Here is a 16,417-nt window from a genome sequence, read left to right as displayed (position 1 = left end):
TTTGATGAAAGCATTAGTTTTAATAGATGTACAGAATGACTTTATGCCCGGAGGAGCCCTGGCGGTGCCTGAGGGCGATGAGATCGTACCGGTGATCAATAAACTTCAGCAGGACTTTGAGTTAGTGATCGCCACCCAGGACTGGCATCCGGAAGGCCACGCCAGTTTTGCATCCAGTCACCTCGGTAAAAAGGAGTTTGAAAGCATTAAGCTTGGGAAAACAGATCAGGTGTTATGGCCGGACCATTGTGTACAGAACACAAAAGGAGCTGAATTTCATACTGGTCTTGAAACCTCAAGGATAGAGGCTATCTTCAGAAAAGGGACCAATCCCGAGATCGACAGTTACAGCGGGTTTTATGATAATGAACATTTAAAGTCCACCGGGCTTAGCGGATATCTGAAGGAAAAGGGAGCTACGGAACTTTATTTTTGCGGTCTTGCCGCCGAATTCTGTGTCTATTTTTCCATTAAAGATGCTTTGGCTGAAGGCTTTTCAGCTACTTTGATAGAGGATGCAACAAGGGCGCTGGATGAAAGCGAATTTGAGAAAGCCCGAAAGGATATTCTGAAAAGAAATGGTAAGATCCTGAGCTCCGGAGACTTAAATTTTAAAGGTTGATATAGTAAACATAGCCAATGTTGAACCAGAAGATGAAATCGTTGTACTGGTTCTGTTTCGCCTGAATATTAAGCCCTTCCAGCCAGTCGGTATCATAATACTGCCACCTGGCTTCCATCAGTATATCGTGCCGGGGCGCGATATGGTAGCGCAGGCCAAGATTTCCCGCAATAGCGGTAGTATGCCCGTCTTCCAGGTTTAAGCCATCCTCAAAGGTGGGGAATAGCACCCCCGGAGTCTTAAAGGAGCCCAGGTCTGAATAGGCATCCGGGAAATACCGCACATAATGGAATCCCAGCCCGATATAAGGTGCAAGCCAGTAGGAGAAATTTGTAAAATCTGAAATGCTGAAGGGGTAATACTCGAGATGAGTTCCTATTTCTATGGTTTCGCTATACCCGTGCATCGCTCTAAGCTGTTCTCCGCCTTTTGTTTTTTTCATTGCCACAGGGCCTACGTGCTCCAGGTTAGACCGCATATAATCTATCTCATTTCTTATTCTGAAATGGTCGGCCAGGTAATTTTTCTTCCGGTAGATATTGCAATGCCTGCGATAAGCGAAATGCATATAATGCACAATACCGACTCCAAAGCCTCCATTATCAAGGTTGGAGCGTATGTTCCAGCGTTCTCCATAGTCGGTGAAAAAGGCTGCAGGACCCGCTAAAATGCCTATCTCATTATATACTCTTAATTGTGCGTTTGCGGTTTTGCTTAAGAAAACAAAAAAACACAATACCGTAAAGAATGTCTTGGTATTAATCATGCGGCCCCGGGAATTCAAGTTAAACAAATATATAAAAACTGGGATAACATTTATCCATTGGGTAGGGCCTCTGGCAGAATGTCGGAAATTTAATTCGTTAATTTTATATCAAATGATAAAAATTAAACGCTATTTTTTATATAACCCATATATTTGTACTGCAAAAATGCGTTGTTTTTTACAAAAATTTATTATCAGTATACACTATGGAACAAAATGTACAAGATTTCCTGGATAAAGTTTCCAAAAGAAATCAAAATGAGCCGGAGTTCATGCAAGCGGTTCATGAGGTTGCCGAAACAATTATACCTTTTATAGAGAAAAACAAAAAGTATCAGAATGCGATGCTTTTGGAGCGTATGGTAGAGCCTGAGCGTGTGATCATGTTCAGAGTGCCGTGGCTTGATGATGAGGGGAATATTCAGGTGAACCGTGGATTCAGGATCCAGATGAATTCAGCTATCGGCCCGTATAAAGGCGGGTTGCGTTTTCACCCCTCTGTAAACCTTAGTATCCTGAAGTTCCTGGCTTTTGAGCAGGTGTTCAAGAACAGCCTTACCACATTGCCTATGGGTGGTGGTAAAGGAGGTTCAGATTTCGATCCAAAAGGAAAGTCTGATAATGAAGTGATGAAATTCTGCCAGAGCTTTATGACCGAATTGCAACGTCATATTGGTGCAGATACCGATGTTCCTGCGGGTGATATTGGAGTTGGAGGAAGAGAGATAGGATATCTTTTTGGCCAATACAAGAGACTTCAGAATGAATTTACCGGGATCCTTACCGGAAAGGGACTTTCTTACGGAGGTTCTCTTATACGTCCTGAAGCTACAGGTTACGGGAATGTATATTTTGCCCAAAATATGCTTCGTACCAGAGATGAGAGTATGGAGGGGAAAACCGTTGTGATCTCAGGCTCAGGAAACGTTGCACAATTTGCTGCTGAAAAATCAATTCAGCTTGGAGCTAAAGTAGTGACTATGTCTGATTCCGGAGGTTATATTTATGACGAAAACGGAATTGATGAGGCAAAACTTAAGTTTGTAATGGATCTTAAGAATGTGAAGCGTGGCAGAATAAGCGAATACGTTTCGGAATATCCTTCCGCAAAATATTTTGAAGGAAAGACTCCCTGGGAGATCAAGTGTGATATCGCCCTTCCTTGTGCTACTCAGAACGAATTGCATGAGAACGATGCGAAGACATTGATAAAGAACGGGTGTATTTGTGTTGGAGAGGGTGCTAATATGCCTTGTACGCCTGAAGCCGTTGAGGTGTTCCAGAATGCCAAGATCCTTTTCTCTCCCGGAAAAGCTTCAAATGCAGGAGGTGTTGCTACTTCAGGTCTTGAAATGTCTCAGAACTCTATGAGATATGGCTGGACTTCAGAGGAAGTAGACAAAAAACTTCACGAGATAATGAACGATATTCACCATAAATGTGTTGAATTCGGGAAAGAAGAAGACGGATATATAGATTACGTGAAAGGAGCGAATATTGCAGGCTTCGTAAAAGTTGCCGATGCGATGTTAGCCCAGGGTGTGGTATAAGCGACACCTTTTAATATAAAACGAAAGCCGCTCAATGAGCGGCTTTTTTAATATCTTCGAAACTTCAATCAAGCCTTAAGGATGCTGGTAAATACCAAAGCTATAGTTATAAGTGCTCTTAAGTACGGGGAGGCCGATCTTATCGTAAAGGCTTATACCCTGGAAAGCGGGCTGAAAACCTATATGCTTCGTGGGGTCTTGAAATCCAGGAAAGGAAAGTTCAAGGCTTCCCAGTTCCAGCTGCTTACCCAACTGGAGATCATTGCCAGTCATAAAGACAAAGGAACGCTGGAATACCTTAAGGAGGCCAAGGTGATTCATACATATGCCAGTTTGCATACCAATGTGGTGAAATCCAGCCTGGTAATGTTTCTGGCCGAAATGCTGAAGAATTCCATTCAGGAAGAAGAATCAAATCCCGCGCTGTACGCTTTTCTTGAACATAGTTTTGAGAAAATGGATGAAATGGAGTCGGTGGCGAATTTTCACCTTTTCTTTCTTCTGAAACTAACGGCCTACCTTGGTTTTCAACCAGACGATTCGGAGATGGACCAGCCTTATTTTAACCTTCTCGAAGGAACATTTGAAAACGTAAAAACCAATAATTACTGTGTAGAAGGAGCCAATCTTGAGATCCTTAGAAGAATTATGACTTCAGATATTGAAGAGGTACAGCACCTTAAATTAAACCAAACCAGCCGAAAGAACTTCCTTAATATGTTGCTCTTATATTATGAACTGCATATTGAAGGCTTCAGGAAGCCTAAGTCTCTTTCGGTCTTGAATGAAATTTTTAATTAAATGCGAATTTTAACCGCACTCGTTTTTTTGATCCTCGGCCTCGGTTTGCAGGCTCAGGAAATTACCGTTCTCGATAAGGATTCCGGGGAGCCTGTTTCAGGAGTTGTTATCTTAAACAAGGAAAAGACCAGGACGTTACTTACTGATATTTTCGGCAAAGCTGATATTTCAGGTTTTAAAGTTTCCGAAAAGATCTACTTTCAGCATATTTCCCATCACGAACTTATAATCACAAAAAAGGAGATCCTGAAAAATAAAGGCCTTGTCTTTGTGGAGTCTGATGAAAATAAACTGGATGAAGTGATTCTTTCGGTTGCTAAATTTGAACTCGAAAAGGATGAAGTGCCTCAAAAGATCCTGAGTATTGGCCCGAGTGATATACAACTTGCCGCGCCACAAACTTCAGCAGACCTTTTGGAAAGCACGGGGCAGGTGTTCGTTCAGAAAAGTCAGCTGGGCGGGGGAAGCCCTATGATAAGAGGTTTTGCGACCAATCGTTTGCTGATTACGGTAGATGGCGTAAGAATGAATACGGCGATCTTCAGGAGCGGGAATTTGCAAAATGTGATCTCCATAGATCCGCTGGCGATACAAAAGACTGAAGTTATACTTGGGCCGGGTTCCGTGGTTTACGGAAGTGATGCCGTGGGCGGGGTGATGAACTTTTATACCTTAAAGCCGAAGTTCTCTTTTGGGCGAAAAACCTCATTCTCGGGAAATGCCTATTCCCGGTATGCCACGGCCAATGATGAAAAGACTTTTCACACCGATTTCAATATTGGCAGGGAAAACTGGGCATTTTTGACCTCGGTCACCTATTCAGATTTTGGGGATATGAAAATGGGATCTTACGGACCCGGCGAATATCTTAGAGAAGAATATGCCGCCAGACAAAACGGGCAGGATGTGATCCTGAAGAACCACGATCCTGAAGTTCAGAAACCAACAGGCTACAAACAGTTGAATTTACTGGAGAAGATAAAATATATGCCAACCGAAAACTGGAATTTCAGTCTTGGTTTGATCTATTCTACTACTTCAGATTATCCTCGTTTCGACAGGCTTTACAGGAAACGCGACGGGCAATTGCGCTCCGGTGAATGGTATTATGGCCCTCAGAACTGGTTCCTGGGAAATTTCAAGATCAATAAGAAGGGGAGAGGGCAGATATATGATAAAGCCCAGTTTACAGCGGCCTATCAGTTTTTTGAGGAAAGCAGACACGATCGCGATTTTGGCGAAGAGATTCTTTTTAACACCAAAGAAAATGTTGATGCCTGGTCCGGAAACCTCGATTTTGAAAAGACCTTTGAGAACAGCAAATTATTCTACGGAGCAGAATATGTGCTGAATAAAGTTGGATCGGTTGGATCGACTGAAAACATTCTTAGCGGAGAAACCGGGCCAAATGCCTCGCGTTACCCCGACGGTTCTACCTGGCAATCGCTGGCCGCCTATACCACTTATCAGTTACAGGTTAATGAGGATCTGTCTTTTCAGTCAGGATTAAGGTATAATCAGGTAATGCTAAAGGCTGATTTTGATCAATCTTTTTATGAATTTCCTTTTGATAATGCCGATATTAATACAGGAGCGCTTACCGGGAGTGCAGGTGTTCACTGGCACCCAAGTGGTCATTTCGGGTGGAGACTGAACCTTTCTACTGCCTTCAGGGCTCCCAATATAGACGATATAGGGAAGATCTTTGATTCTGAACCGGGATCGGTGGTGGTTCCTAACCCAGATCTGAAACCCGAATATGCCTATAACGGTGAAATCGGGATGGATTGGACCCCGGCGGAGAATATTCGTTTTGGAATGACCGGTTTCTTCACTCACCTTAATGATGCAATGGTGAGAAGGGATTTCAGCCTCGACGGGGAAACGGAGATTGAATACCAGGGTGAGCCCAGCAGGGTTCAGGCTATTCAGAATGCCTCCAGCGCCTATGTTTATGGTTTTGAAGCAATGACCGAGATCGATATTTCGGTCGCACTGAGGTTTTCTTCGGTTTTGAGTTATACCCAGGGAGAAGAAGAACAGGATAATGGCTCTACGGCACCACTGCGCCACGCGGCACCATTATTTGGAAACACACAACTTACCTGGCACAAAAAACGCTTAAAACTGAATCTTTTTGCGGAATACAACGGGGAGATCTCCTACCGGGATCTGGCGCCTTCCGAAAGGGGAAAAGCTTACCTGTATGCTACTAATGCCGCGGGAAACCCATATTCCCCATCCTGGTATACGCTTAATCTAAGCGGGCGCTATGAAATTAGTGAGTCCTGGAAGGCGGGCCTGGTACTGGAGAACATCACCGACCAGCGCTACAGAACCTATTCATCGGGGATCGCTGCTGCAGGAAGGAATTTTATCCTTTCCCTTAGCTATGATTTTTAATGCTGAAACCTGCTGCGTTTCGGGATTCATAGCTTCAGATTATCTTCATTATAAAGTTTAAGTCTTTATTATCTCAAATTTACCCCATTGGCCTGGTATTTAATTAAAAGTTAAGTCTCAGGCCCTTTGGTATTTTCTTTTTCTTGGGACCTCTTTTTTATTAAAATTCATTAATTTCGCACATCATTAGAAATTTCGACAAAATGAGTAAAAAGTTCCCTGAATATAAAGGACTTGACTTACCAAAAGTAGCAGAAGAGACCTTATCCTGGTGGAAAGAGCACGATATTTTTGAAAAAAGTATCAGCACCAGGGAAGGAAAAGAGCCGTACGTTTTTTTTGAGGGCCCGCCATCCGCAAACGGATTGCCGGGAATTCACCACGTGATGGCAAGAGCTATTAAGGATATTTTTTGTCGATACAAGACCCAAAAGGGATATCAGGTTAAGCGTAAAGCGGGCTGGGATACTCACGGCCTGCCTGTGGAACTTGGGGTGGAAAAGGAGCTGGGAATTACTAAAGAGGATATCGGCACCAAGATCAGCGTTGAGAAATATAACGATGCCTGTAAAAATGCGGTAATGCGCTATACCGATGTCTGGAACGACCTTACCGAAAAGATGGGGTATTGGGTAGATATGGACCATCCTTATATCACCTACAAATCTAAATATATGGAAACGGTCTGGTGGCTGCTTTCTGAGATTTATAAGAAAGGTCTTATTTATAAAGGTTATACCATTCAGCCATATTCCCCTAAGGCGGGGACCGGCCTCAGTTCTCACGAACTTAACCAGCCGGGAACTTACCAGGATGTGACCGATACCACAGTAACCGCAATGTTCAAGGCAAAGGATGAAACTTTACCGGCATCCCTGAAACAGGAAGCAGGTCATCTCTTTCTTATCGCCTGGACCACCACGCCGTGGACCTTGCCATCCAATACGGCATTAACGGTTGGACCAAAGATTGAATACGTAACAGTTAAGACTTATAACCAATACACCTTCAAATCAATCACGATTTTGGTTGCGAAGGAATTGGCAAAAGCACAATTTGATAAAAAATTCAGGCAGGTAGAGACCGAGCAAGAGCTTCAGTCTTATAAAGAAGGAGATAAAAAGATCCCTTACCTGATTGGTGAAAGTGTTTTAGGAAAAGAGCTTGTGGGGATAGAATATGAGCAATTACTGCCATATGCAAAACCATATGAGCATCCGGAAAATGCATTCAGGGTGATCTCCGGAGATTTTGTTACTACCGAAGACGGAACCGGAATTGTGCATACCGCACCTACTTTTGGTGCAGACGATGCCTTGGTGGCCAAACAGGCAAAGCCTGAAGTTCCGCCAATGCTGGTTAAAGATGAGAACGGAAACCTTGTTCCGCTTGTTGATCTTCAGGGTAGATTCAGGCCTGAAATGGGGGAGCACGCCGGGAAGTATGTGAAGAACGAATATTATGATGAAGGCGAGGTGCCCGAAAAATCGGTAGATGTTGAGCTTGCTATTAAACTAAAAGAAGAGAACCGTGCTTTTAAAGTAGAAAAGTACGTCCACACCTATCCAAACTGCTGGAGAACAGATAAGCCTATCTTATACTATCCGTTGGATTCCTGGTTCATTAAGGTGACCGAATTCAAAGACAGGATGTATGAGTTGAATAAGGGTATTAACTGGAAGCCGAAGTCTACCGGGGAAGGTAGATTCGGGAACTGGTTAGCCAATGCCAACGACTGGAATCTTAGCCGAAGCCGTTACTGGGGTATCCCATTGCCTATATGGAGAACCGAAGACGGAAAAGAGGAAAAGATGATAGGTTCTGTTGCAGAACTGAAGGAGGAAATGGCGAAGGCTGTTGAGGCCGGGTTTATGGATAAGGATATTTTCGAAAGCTTCGAGCCCGGGAATATGAGTGAAGAGAACTACGAGCAGGTAGACCTTCATAAGAACGTGGTAGACGGCATCACCCTTGTTTCCGATTCAGGAAAGCAGATGAAGCGTGAGGCCGACCTGATAGACGTTTGGTTCGATTCAGGATCTATGCCTTATGCCCAGTGGCATTATCCGTTCGAGAATAAAGAAAAAGTTGAAGGAGGCCAGAGAAAGGCCGATTTCATTGCTGAAGGAGTAGACCAGACCAGAGGTTGGTTCTATACCCTTCACGCGATAGCCACGATGATCTTTGATGATGTGGCCTATAAGAATGTGGTTTCCAACGGGCTTGTTCTGGATAAGAACGGGCAGAAGATGTCCAAGAGACTTGGGAATGCGGTAGACCCATTTGAGACGCTTGCCGCTTTTGGTCCCGATGCGACCAGGTGGTATATGATCTCTAATGCGAACCCCTGGGACAACCTGAAATTCGATCTTGAAGGGATAGGAGAAGTGCGCCGTAAATTCTTCGGCACCTTGTATAACACCTATTCTTTCTTTACCTTATATGCTAATATCGACAGTTTCACGTATAAGGAAGAAGATGTTCCGCTAAACGAACGTCCTGAGATAGATCGCTGGATACTTTCAGAATTACATACCCTGATAGAGAAGGTAGATAAATTTTATGCCGATTATGAGCCTACAAGGGCTACAAGGGCGATCTCTGAGTTTGTACAGGAGAATTTAAGTAACTGGTTTGTACGCCTAAGCAGAAGACGTTTCTGGAAAGGCGATTATGAGCAGGATAAGATCTCTGCTTATCAAACCCTTTACACTTGTCTTGAAACTGTTGCGAAACTTGGTGCGCCGGTTGCGCCTTTCTTTATGGACAGCCTTTACAGAGACCTGAATTCAACCACAGGGAAAGAGAATTTTGAATCGGTACACGTGGCCGATTTCCCTAAGTTTGATGATAAATTTGTTGATAAGTCCCTGGAGCGCAAGATGGAAAAAGCCCAGACGATTTCGTCCCTGGTACTTTCCCTGCGGAAGAAGGAAATGATAAAAGTAAGACAACCGCTTCAAAGAGTAATGATTCCGGTGCTTGATGAACAACAGCGCGAGGAGATCCTTGCCGTTCAGGAGCTTATAAAGTCGGAGGTGAATGTTAAGGAACTGGAGTTGATAGATGACGCTTCCGGAATGCTTGTGAAGCAGATAAAACCTAATTTCAGGGTGTTAGGACCACGCTTTGGAAAGGATATGAAGCTGATTGTCAATAAGGTAAATGAATTTGGTCCTGAAGAGATAGCTCAAATAGAGCGAGAAGGAAAAATAGAGGTTGAGGTTAACGAAAAAATGATTACTTTGGCCGCCGAAGAAGTGGAGATTTCTTCGCAAGATATTGAAGGATGGTTAGTTGCATCCAGTGGCAACCTGACCGTAGCTTTAGATGTCAGCATTTCTCCCGAATTGAAAAAGGAGGGAATCGCCAGGGAACTGGTGAACAGGATCCAGAACATGCGAAAGGATTCAGGCTTTGAAGTGACTGACACCATAGATGTGACCCTACAAAACGACGGTATTGTCGAGGATGCCGTTAATGAAAATATAACCTATATTAAGAACGAAACTTTAACTGCGACTCTCGAATTTGCAGAAGTGGTAGATGAGGGTACTGAAATTACCTTTGATGATATCACTACAAAGTTGTTTATTAAAAAACATTAAGCTTATGGCGACAGATGTTAAAGAACGTTACAGTGACGCCGATTTGGCAGAGTTTAAGGCGCTTATTTTAAGCAAAATTGAAAAAGCTCAGGAGCAATTGGCGATTTACCAAAATGCCTATAAAAATGACGGGAATAACGGTACAGATGATACCTCTCCTACATTTAAGGCTTTTGAAGAAGGAAGCGAAACAATGAGTAAGGAAGCGAACTCTCAGCTGGCTATACGTCAGGAGAAGTTTATCCGTGACCTTAAGAATGCGTTATTGCGCATAGAAAACAAGACTTATGGTATTTGCAGGGTTACTGGAAAATTGATCGCTAAGGAGCGTTTATTGCTTGTTCCTCACGCAACCTTGAGTATCGAAGCTAAAAATATGCAGCGATAAGCTCATAAATTAATATTAACAGTTAATATATGCGCTCCTGTTATACACAAACAGGAGCGTTTTGCATTTTACCCCGTTGTGAGAAGTATTATTTTAAATATTCTGCTTGGCCTCTGCCTGCCATTGGTGACTGTGGCCCAAAGAGATGCTGTAAAGACCTTTGATGCTGAGGGTATCCAAACCATAGAGATCAATACCGACGAGGTGTATCTTGTGCATCTTAAGACTACAGCGGCAAATAGCATTAAAGTAAGCGCTCACTCCGAAGGGGAGTATTTTAATCGCATCGCCCTGAATTATAAGCTTAAGAAGGATAAGCTCATCATTGCTTCAGAGTATCCGGAAATTTTATCAGGCGGTTATGATAAATTAAGTGCCCATAAGGTGTTTTCCCTGGAGGTCTGGATTGAGCTTCCAGAAGATATGGATGTAAGGCTTAGTTCGAATCTGGCAGCCTTAGTGGCCGAAGGGAATTTCAGGAACCTTTCAGCAAACCTGAATGAAGGCTATTGTAAACTAACTGGCTTTACCGGAAATGCTTCAATCAACACCTTCCGTGGGAATATTCTTGTAGAAACCAACAACGCGCAAGTTGAAGCGGAATCGGGTTCAGGGAGGCTCAGGATTCCTGATAATTTGCGGGGAACCTACATAATTAGATTAAAATCAGTGAGTGGCGATATAAGTGTCTTTAAAAACTAAATAATATTAGTACTTTTGGTGCGTTTTTAACCGAAATAACCAATGTCCTTAAAGAAAGCCAGTATCATAATCGTTTTGGTCTTGTTGATAGACCAGATTTCCAAAATATATATCAAGACCAATTTTGTATTAGGCGAAGAGATTCGGGTGTTTGAGTGGTTTAGTATCCTTTTCGTAGAGAACGAGGGGATGGCCTGGGGAACTAAAATTCCGGGAGAGTATGGGAAGCTTTTCCTAACCCTTTTCCGTCTCGCAGCTGTTGCTGGTATTGCTTACTGGTTGTGGGATTCGGTTAAGAAGAAGTCTTCGGCAATTCTTGTGACTTCCATAGCCCTCATTTTTGCCGGGGCCCTGGGTAATATCATAGATTCTGTTTTTTACGGAGTGGCTTTTGAAGAAAGCTATCGCAATGTGGCTGAATTTCTTCCGGCCGATGGCGGGTATGCGGGTCTTTTCCATGGGAAAGTGGTGGATATGCTTTATTTCCCGTTATGGGAAGGCTATTTACCTGAATGGATCCCTTTTTGGGGCGGAGACTTTTTCACTTTCTTTGAACCCGTTTTTAATATCGCCGATACTTCCATTAGCGTAGGAGTGATCCTTCTGCTGCTTTTCAATAAAAAAGCATTTCCCAAGGAGAATAAAGAAGAAGGGAAGAGCTAAGCAGCCGTACGGTCAAAGATCTTTTCGAATTTCTTCAGCTCTATAGGTTTTATGAGATAATCTGTTACCAGGTTGAAAGATTTTGCCCTTTCCAGATCCCGTGGGTCTATGGAAGAACTTACCACGTATAAAGTGATCTTCTTGTCAAAATTGTTCTTGATCTTTACGAACTCATTTAAGAACTCCCAGCCATCCATTACCGGCATATTGAGATCCAGGAATATAATGTCCGGCAGCCTGTCTTCCGACATTTTTTCCAGATTATTCTTGAAATAATCCAGTGCTTCCTTGCCGTTTTTATAAACTAAAAGGTTCTCTGAAAGTTTCTTGATTTCGATGATCTTCTTTACTAAGTTCACGTATATTTTATCATCATCAATAATACACGCTAGCTCTACTTTTTGCCCCATATTAGACCTAGAATTTGATTTTAAAAGTTGTCCCGACGTCTACGGTACTGGTAACCGAAATTGTGCCTCCTAAGGCCTCCACCTGATTTTTGGTGATGAACAGCCCAATTCCCTTGGCTTCCGGGTTTTGATGAAAGGTTTTGTACATTCCAAACATCTTGTCTCCGTACTGGTCGAGATCTATTCCCATGCCATTGTCACTTACCTCAAGAAAATCCCGATCCTTAGACCTGTAGGTCTGAATAAAGATTACGGGTTTCCTGCCGGCTTGCTTATAGCGAATGGCATTGGTGATTAAATTTAGTAAAATACTTTTAAGATATTCGGGGATATAGCTAATTTCTTTTAATTCAGTGAATTGGGCGACGATTTTTGCATTTTCTCGATTAATCAGGGAGGAGACCGAAGCTAAAACTACTTCCAGCGCATCTTCAAACCTTATTTTCACCTTTTCCTTCTTCAGTAAATTCTGGCGGGTCATCAATTCATTAAGCTGTCCGATGGCAGAGTCAAGATTCTCTGAGATATCATCGATATTGGTTAAAAGTTCCAGTTTATCCCTATCGGTTTTCGCTTCGTTAAGCAGTTCCACTATCAGGCTGAGGTTGCTGCTGTGTGAGCGAAGGTTGTGCGAGACGATATGGGCAAAATTGAATAATCTCGAATTCTGGGTTGCTATAATGTCTAATGAGTTCTGGAGGTTGAGTTCATTCGTCTTATTCTCGTTGATGTCCTGGAAAACCCCGCGAATCCCTATGATCTCCTGTTCTTCGTTATAAACGGGCTTTCCTGTGGCTCTTACCCAAAATTCCTGGTTATACAGGCTCTTCATTTTGAGCTCGATCTTGAAAGGGATCCCATACTGCCGGCATTTCTCAAAAGCCGAAAGGATTGTCTGGTGATGTTCCTCAGCATAGAATTTTAGCCTGTCTTCAAATACGGGCTGATAATCTATAGGGCATTTTAGGATCTTCTTGGTGACATTGTCCCAGTAAATATTGTTGTGGATGGTGTCTATATACCAGCCGCCGGTATTGGTCATTTCAGCGGTTTCGTGATAGTAGAAGAAGTTCTCCTCTATGGTGTACTGATCCCGCTTGGCCTGATGGATGTTTACGAACAGCAGAACTGCGTGCTCCTGGAGACCCTTTTCCTTGTTCTTAAGGCTTCGGCATTCAAACCAGCGATATTTGCCGCTTTCAAGCTTTAGCTTGAGTTCCAGGTTAAAGCCTTTATTCTCTGTGGTAAGGTTTTCGAAGTGCAGCCTGAAATCATACCTGTAGTCCGGATGGAGGATTTCCTTTATAAAATATTCGAGCGGTTCATTATGGGTGTCGGGGTTCCCTACAAGGGTGTTGAAGTGCTCTGACCAGCTTATCTTTTTTGTGAAGAGATGGATCTTCCAGTAAGCAATATCAAAATCTTCAAGAATGCTATTTAATTGGAGGTCATTGAGCATCAGGCCTGCTATATTTATCTAAAAATAGCAGAATGATCCCTGTTGTACAAATAAATCTTAGTTTTTAAAGGAATAAACTCTTGAAGGTGAGATACAATAGTCCAGGATCACGTCGCTGTCGAACTTTTCTTTGATCTTTTCTTCGGCTTCGAAAAAGGAAAGCCCTATTTTAATCACATTCGGTTTGCAGCCTGCCAGGAACTGGTCGTAAAAACCCTTTCCATATCCTATGCGATGTCCTGTTTTATCGAACGCCAACAGGGGAACAAATACCACGTCTATTTTATCTGAAGGGATCTCGATCCCCTCAACCGGCTCCGGGATATTCCAGCGGTTCTTTTTGATCGCGGTAGAGTCTGTTAGCAGGAAATTGATGAGTTTATGATTTTCAATATCGGTCTTTGGAACCACTACATTCTTATCCTTCCCCTGAAGTATGTGCAGCACAAATTCGGTGTCCACTTCCTTTTGTTCGGAAATGCTCAGGAAGAGGTGGTAAAAATCATATTCCCAGATTGGGAGTTTGAGTAAGTTATTAGCAATGTCGAGGCTTTTGTGTTCTATATCCTCTTTGCTGAGTTTAAGCCTTAGGTTTTTGTATTTTTTACGCAGATCGGTCTTCTTCATCGGTTTTTATTATGGATGAAATGTGAAAAATGGCATCCCCCTGATATACAATGGGAGATTCGTTTACATTAATCACATAGCCGCTATTGGAGGCCTTTATTTTATGTCTGAACTTTCCGTACGGATCGGTGATCGTGCCCAGATACTCTCCTTTTTCAACGTGTTTCCCACAGGGAACCTTTACATGCAGGAGTCCGCTGTATTTAGCTCTCATCCAGCTGCTGTTTTCAATGATCACTGTAGGAGTGAATGCATCCGGGTATTCGAACTTCGGGCTTAGCATTTCCAGGTGGTTAAGAATACGCATAGCGCCTTCAACCCCGTGCCTGGCGATGTCTTTATTGCTGTCCTGAGATTTACCGCCTTCAAAAAGGAGAATAGGAATTCCTCGTTTTGAACAGGTCTCTCTGAAGGATTTGGTGATCGTTTTGGAGATCACGGTGAACGGAGCATTAAAGATATGGGCAAATTTTATGCTTTGTTCGTCATTTTTTTTCACCCTTACCTGCGGTGCATTAAAACGACTTGCACCACCGGTATGAAAGTCTAAACAGAAGTTCACAACCGGCAGTATTTTCTTTACAAACTGAAAAGCGAACCTGCTTGCCAGGGAGCCGTGTTTGGTTCCGGGAAACATTCGGTTGAGGTCCCTTCCGTCAGGAAATTCTCTTGCCATATTCAGAAAACCGAAAATATTTACGACAGGAATACAGATAATGGTCCCTTTTTGGGGCTTATTGATGCCTTTGGAAATGATTTGGCGGATGATCTCTACCCCGTTTATTTCGTCTCCGTGGATTCCGGCGGTCATAAGGACTACCGGGCCGGGTTTTTTAGAGCGTTCAATGATCACTGGAACTTCCACCGAGGTGGTGGTGTACAGCTTGGCCATATTAAAGTTGATGGTCGCGCTTTTTCCCGGAAGGACCCTTTCCCCCAGGATCTCTAGAACATTGTCACTGGTGATTTTCGGCATATATTATACATTTCTTTCAATATACCTGATAATGCTTTTGGCAATATCTTTTCCGGTAGCTTTTTCAATTCCTTCGAGTCCCGGTGAAGAATTCACCTCAAGAATAAGCGGGCCTCTTGCGCTCTGGAGCATATCTACCCCTGCAACCCCGAGCCCCATAGCTTTTGTGGCTTTTACCGCTGCAATCTCTTCTTCGTCGCTAAGTTCAAAGACTTCAGCGCTGCCTCCGCGGTGAAGATTGGATCTGAACTCTCCTTCTTTTCCCTGTCTCTTCATCGCTCCAACCACGTGCCCGTCTACAACAAAGGCTCTGATGTCGGCTCCCTTGGCCTCCTTAATGAATTCCTGAACGATCACCCTGGCCTGTAAGCCGTTGAACGCCTCGATAACCGATTCCGCTGCGTTTTTGGTTTCCGCAAGAACAACTCCTACCCCCTGGGTTCCCTCAAGAAGTTTGATCACCAAAGGGGTGCCGCCAACCTGCTTGATCACTCCGGAAACATCCCTAGAGTAGTTGGTGAAAACGGTCTTTGGAAGTCCGATCTTTGCCCGGGAAAGTACCTGTAAACTTCGCAGTTTATCCCGGCTTCTCACCAAAGCTTCAGAATCTGTAGTGGTAAAGGCGCCCATCATTTCGAACTGGCGAACCACGGCGGTACCGTAAAAGGTAACCGAAGCCCCGATTCTTGGGATAATCGCATCCACACCTTCTATGTACCCGCCTTTATAATAAATATTCGGTTTACGCTTTTCAATAACGATGTCACACTTAAGCGGATCTATGACTTCTACATCGTGATTTCTTTTTTTGGCGGCTTGTACAAGACGTTGTGTGGAATATAAATGACTATTCCGGGATAGAATTCTTATCTTCATTTGATTTTAAATTGTAGGAAACATCGGTTAGCTGGGTATCTACGATAAACTTTTTGGTGAGAAACTTTCTCCCTAACAATACAGGGAACCGCATCTCCTGACGGGACGACAAAGAAAGTGAAATTTTATACACTTTGCCGAAAATTTTAATGTTGGTCTCTACCTGATACCTTTTTTGAATGATACCGTTGCTGCTTCGTACAAAAACAATATCAAATTCCCTGAATGAGAATTCTTTACCATTGTACAAAGGGTGTTCTTCGTCCAGGAATGTGCAGTGCAGAATACCGTCTTTTTCAACGATGTTTTTGCAATGAATAGAAGAAGTATAGGCTCCGGTATCGACCTTAACAGAAATGTCCTCCAGGTGAAGTGCCGGGAAATCGGCTTTGTCAAATCTGCCTATAATTTTTTTCTCCATACCTGCAAGATACCAAAAAACACCTTCTTTATTCTTAACAATTCCTCAAATCTAAAATAAGGAAGCTGGAAACTTGCCAGTTAGCACTGTACTTTTTAAATTACTTTTAATATAAATTTAACTCTTGCCGGTAGATGAAGTTCGG

Annotated in this window: 15 protein-coding genes; 8 read left to right on the top strand and 7 right to left on the bottom strand. The window is 43.1% G+C overall.

Going from position 1 to position 16,417, the window contains the following annotated elements; translation table 11 throughout:
* Window positions 1–4: 4 nt before the first annotated feature.
* Window positions 5–622: a bifunctional nicotinamidase/pyrazinamidase gene (gene pncA, locus ACFQ3Q_RS01530; RefSeq protein WP_380742239.1), complete on the top strand. Its 618-nt coding sequence runs from the start codon at window positions 5–7 to the stop codon at window positions 620–622.
* Here the strand turns inward: pncA and ACFQ3Q_RS01525 are convergent.
* The gene (locus ACFQ3Q_RS01525) at window positions 612–1,388 is read right to left on the bottom strand and encodes a THC0290_0291 family protein (RefSeq protein ID WP_380742238.1); all 777 of its coding nucleotides are present in this window, start codon (window positions 1,386–1,388) and stop codon (window positions 612–614) included. The two genes, pncA and ACFQ3Q_RS01525, sit on opposite strands and share 11 nt — an antisense overlap.
* Before the next feature lie 206 nt (window positions 1,389–1,594).
* Between ACFQ3Q_RS01525 and gdhA the strand changes: the two genes are divergently transcribed.
* The 7 genes from gdhA (at window position 1,595) to ACFQ3Q_RS01490 (ending at window position 11,503) form a co-directional block, all read left to right on the top strand.
* Complete coding sequence (gene gdhA / locus ACFQ3Q_RS01520) at window positions 1,595–2,938, top strand: NADP-specific glutamate dehydrogenase (RefSeq protein WP_380742236.1); 1,344 nt, start codon at window positions 1,595–1,597, stop codon at window positions 2,936–2,938.
* Window positions 2,939–3,019: 81 nt separating this feature from the next.
* On the top strand, window positions 3,020–3,739 hold the full coding sequence (gene recO, locus ACFQ3Q_RS01515) for a DNA repair protein RecO (RefSeq protein ID WP_380742234.1): 720 nt from the start codon (window positions 3,020–3,022) through the stop codon (window positions 3,737–3,739).
* Window positions 3,740–6,142, top strand: a complete 2,403-nt coding sequence (locus ACFQ3Q_RS01510) for a TonB-dependent receptor plug domain-containing protein (protein WP_380742232.1) — start codon at window positions 3,740–3,742, stop codon at window positions 6,140–6,142.
* A gap of 203 nt (window positions 6,143–6,345) precedes the next feature.
* The gene (gene ileS, locus ACFQ3Q_RS01505) at window positions 6,346–9,750 is read left to right on the top strand and encodes an isoleucine--tRNA ligase (protein WP_380742230.1); all 3,405 of its coding nucleotides are present in this window, start codon (window positions 6,346–6,348) and stop codon (window positions 9,748–9,750) included.
* 4 nt (window positions 9,751–9,754) lie between these two features.
* Window positions 9,755–10,138, top strand: coding sequence for a TraR/DksA family transcriptional regulator (locus ACFQ3Q_RS01500; protein ID WP_380742228.1), 384 nt, complete (start codon window positions 9,755–9,757; stop codon window positions 10,136–10,138).
* A 78-nt stretch (window positions 10,139–10,216) separates the two neighbouring features.
* Window positions 10,217–10,840 carry a DUF4097 family beta strand repeat-containing protein gene (locus ACFQ3Q_RS01495; protein ID WP_380742226.1) on the top strand — a complete coding sequence of 208 codons (624 nt, stop codon included), beginning with the start codon at window positions 10,217–10,219 and terminating at the stop codon, window positions 10,838–10,840.
* 42 nt (window positions 10,841–10,882) lie between these two features.
* Window positions 10,883–11,503, top strand: coding sequence for a lipoprotein signal peptidase (locus tag ACFQ3Q_RS01490; protein ID WP_380742225.1), 621 nt, complete (start codon window positions 10,883–10,885; stop codon window positions 11,501–11,503).
* On the opposite strand, the gene ACFQ3Q_RS01485 is transcribed toward ACFQ3Q_RS01490, so the two are convergent.
* The 6 genes from ACFQ3Q_RS01485 to ACFQ3Q_RS01460 are packed head-to-tail and all read right to left on the bottom strand — an operon-like array spanning window position 11,500 to window position 16,272.
* Window positions 11,500–11,913, bottom strand: coding sequence for a response regulator (locus ACFQ3Q_RS01485; RefSeq protein WP_380742223.1), 414 nt, complete (start codon window positions 11,911–11,913; stop codon window positions 11,500–11,502). The genes ACFQ3Q_RS01490 and ACFQ3Q_RS01485 overlap by 4 nt on opposite strands.
* A 7-nt stretch (window positions 11,914–11,920) precedes the next feature.
* A complete protein-coding gene (locus tag ACFQ3Q_RS01480) occupies window positions 11,921–13,372 on the bottom strand; it encodes a PAS domain-containing sensor histidine kinase (RefSeq protein ID WP_380742221.1) in 1,452 nt (483 codons plus the stop codon).
* A 57-nt stretch (window positions 13,373–13,429) separates the two neighbouring features.
* Window positions 13,430–13,999: a 5-formyltetrahydrofolate cyclo-ligase gene (locus ACFQ3Q_RS01475; protein ID WP_380742219.1), complete on the bottom strand. Its 570-nt coding sequence runs from the start codon at window positions 13,997–13,999 to the stop codon at window positions 13,430–13,432.
* Window positions 13,977–14,975 (bottom strand): succinylglutamate desuccinylase/aspartoacylase family protein, encoded by a 999-nt coding sequence (locus ACFQ3Q_RS01470; protein ID WP_380742218.1) that lies wholly within the window; start codon window positions 14,973–14,975, stop codon window positions 13,977–13,979. Before ACFQ3Q_RS01470 ends, ACFQ3Q_RS01475 begins: the two co-directional genes overlap by 23 nt.
* Window positions 14,976–14,978: 3 nt before the next feature.
* Window positions 14,979–15,851, bottom strand: coding sequence for a 30S ribosomal protein S6--L-glutamate ligase (rimK, locus tag ACFQ3Q_RS01465; protein WP_380742216.1), 873 nt, complete (start codon window positions 15,849–15,851; stop codon window positions 14,979–14,981).
* Window positions 15,823–16,272 (bottom strand): ATP-dependent zinc protease family protein, encoded by a 450-nt coding sequence (locus ACFQ3Q_RS01460; protein WP_380742215.1) that lies wholly within the window; start codon window positions 16,270–16,272, stop codon window positions 15,823–15,825. Before ACFQ3Q_RS01460 ends, rimK begins: the two co-directional genes overlap by 29 nt.
* Window positions 16,273–16,417 lie beyond the last annotated feature (145 nt).

Origin of the sequence: Salegentibacter chungangensis (assembly GCF_042678405.1) — a bacterium.
GTDB classification, from domain to species: Bacteria; Bacteroidota; Bacteroidia; order Flavobacteriales; family Flavobacteriaceae; genus Salegentibacter_A; species Salegentibacter_A chungangensis.
The sequence above is the reverse complement of the archived record's forward strand: the minus strand, read 5'-3'. Positions and strand labels throughout refer to the sequence as shown.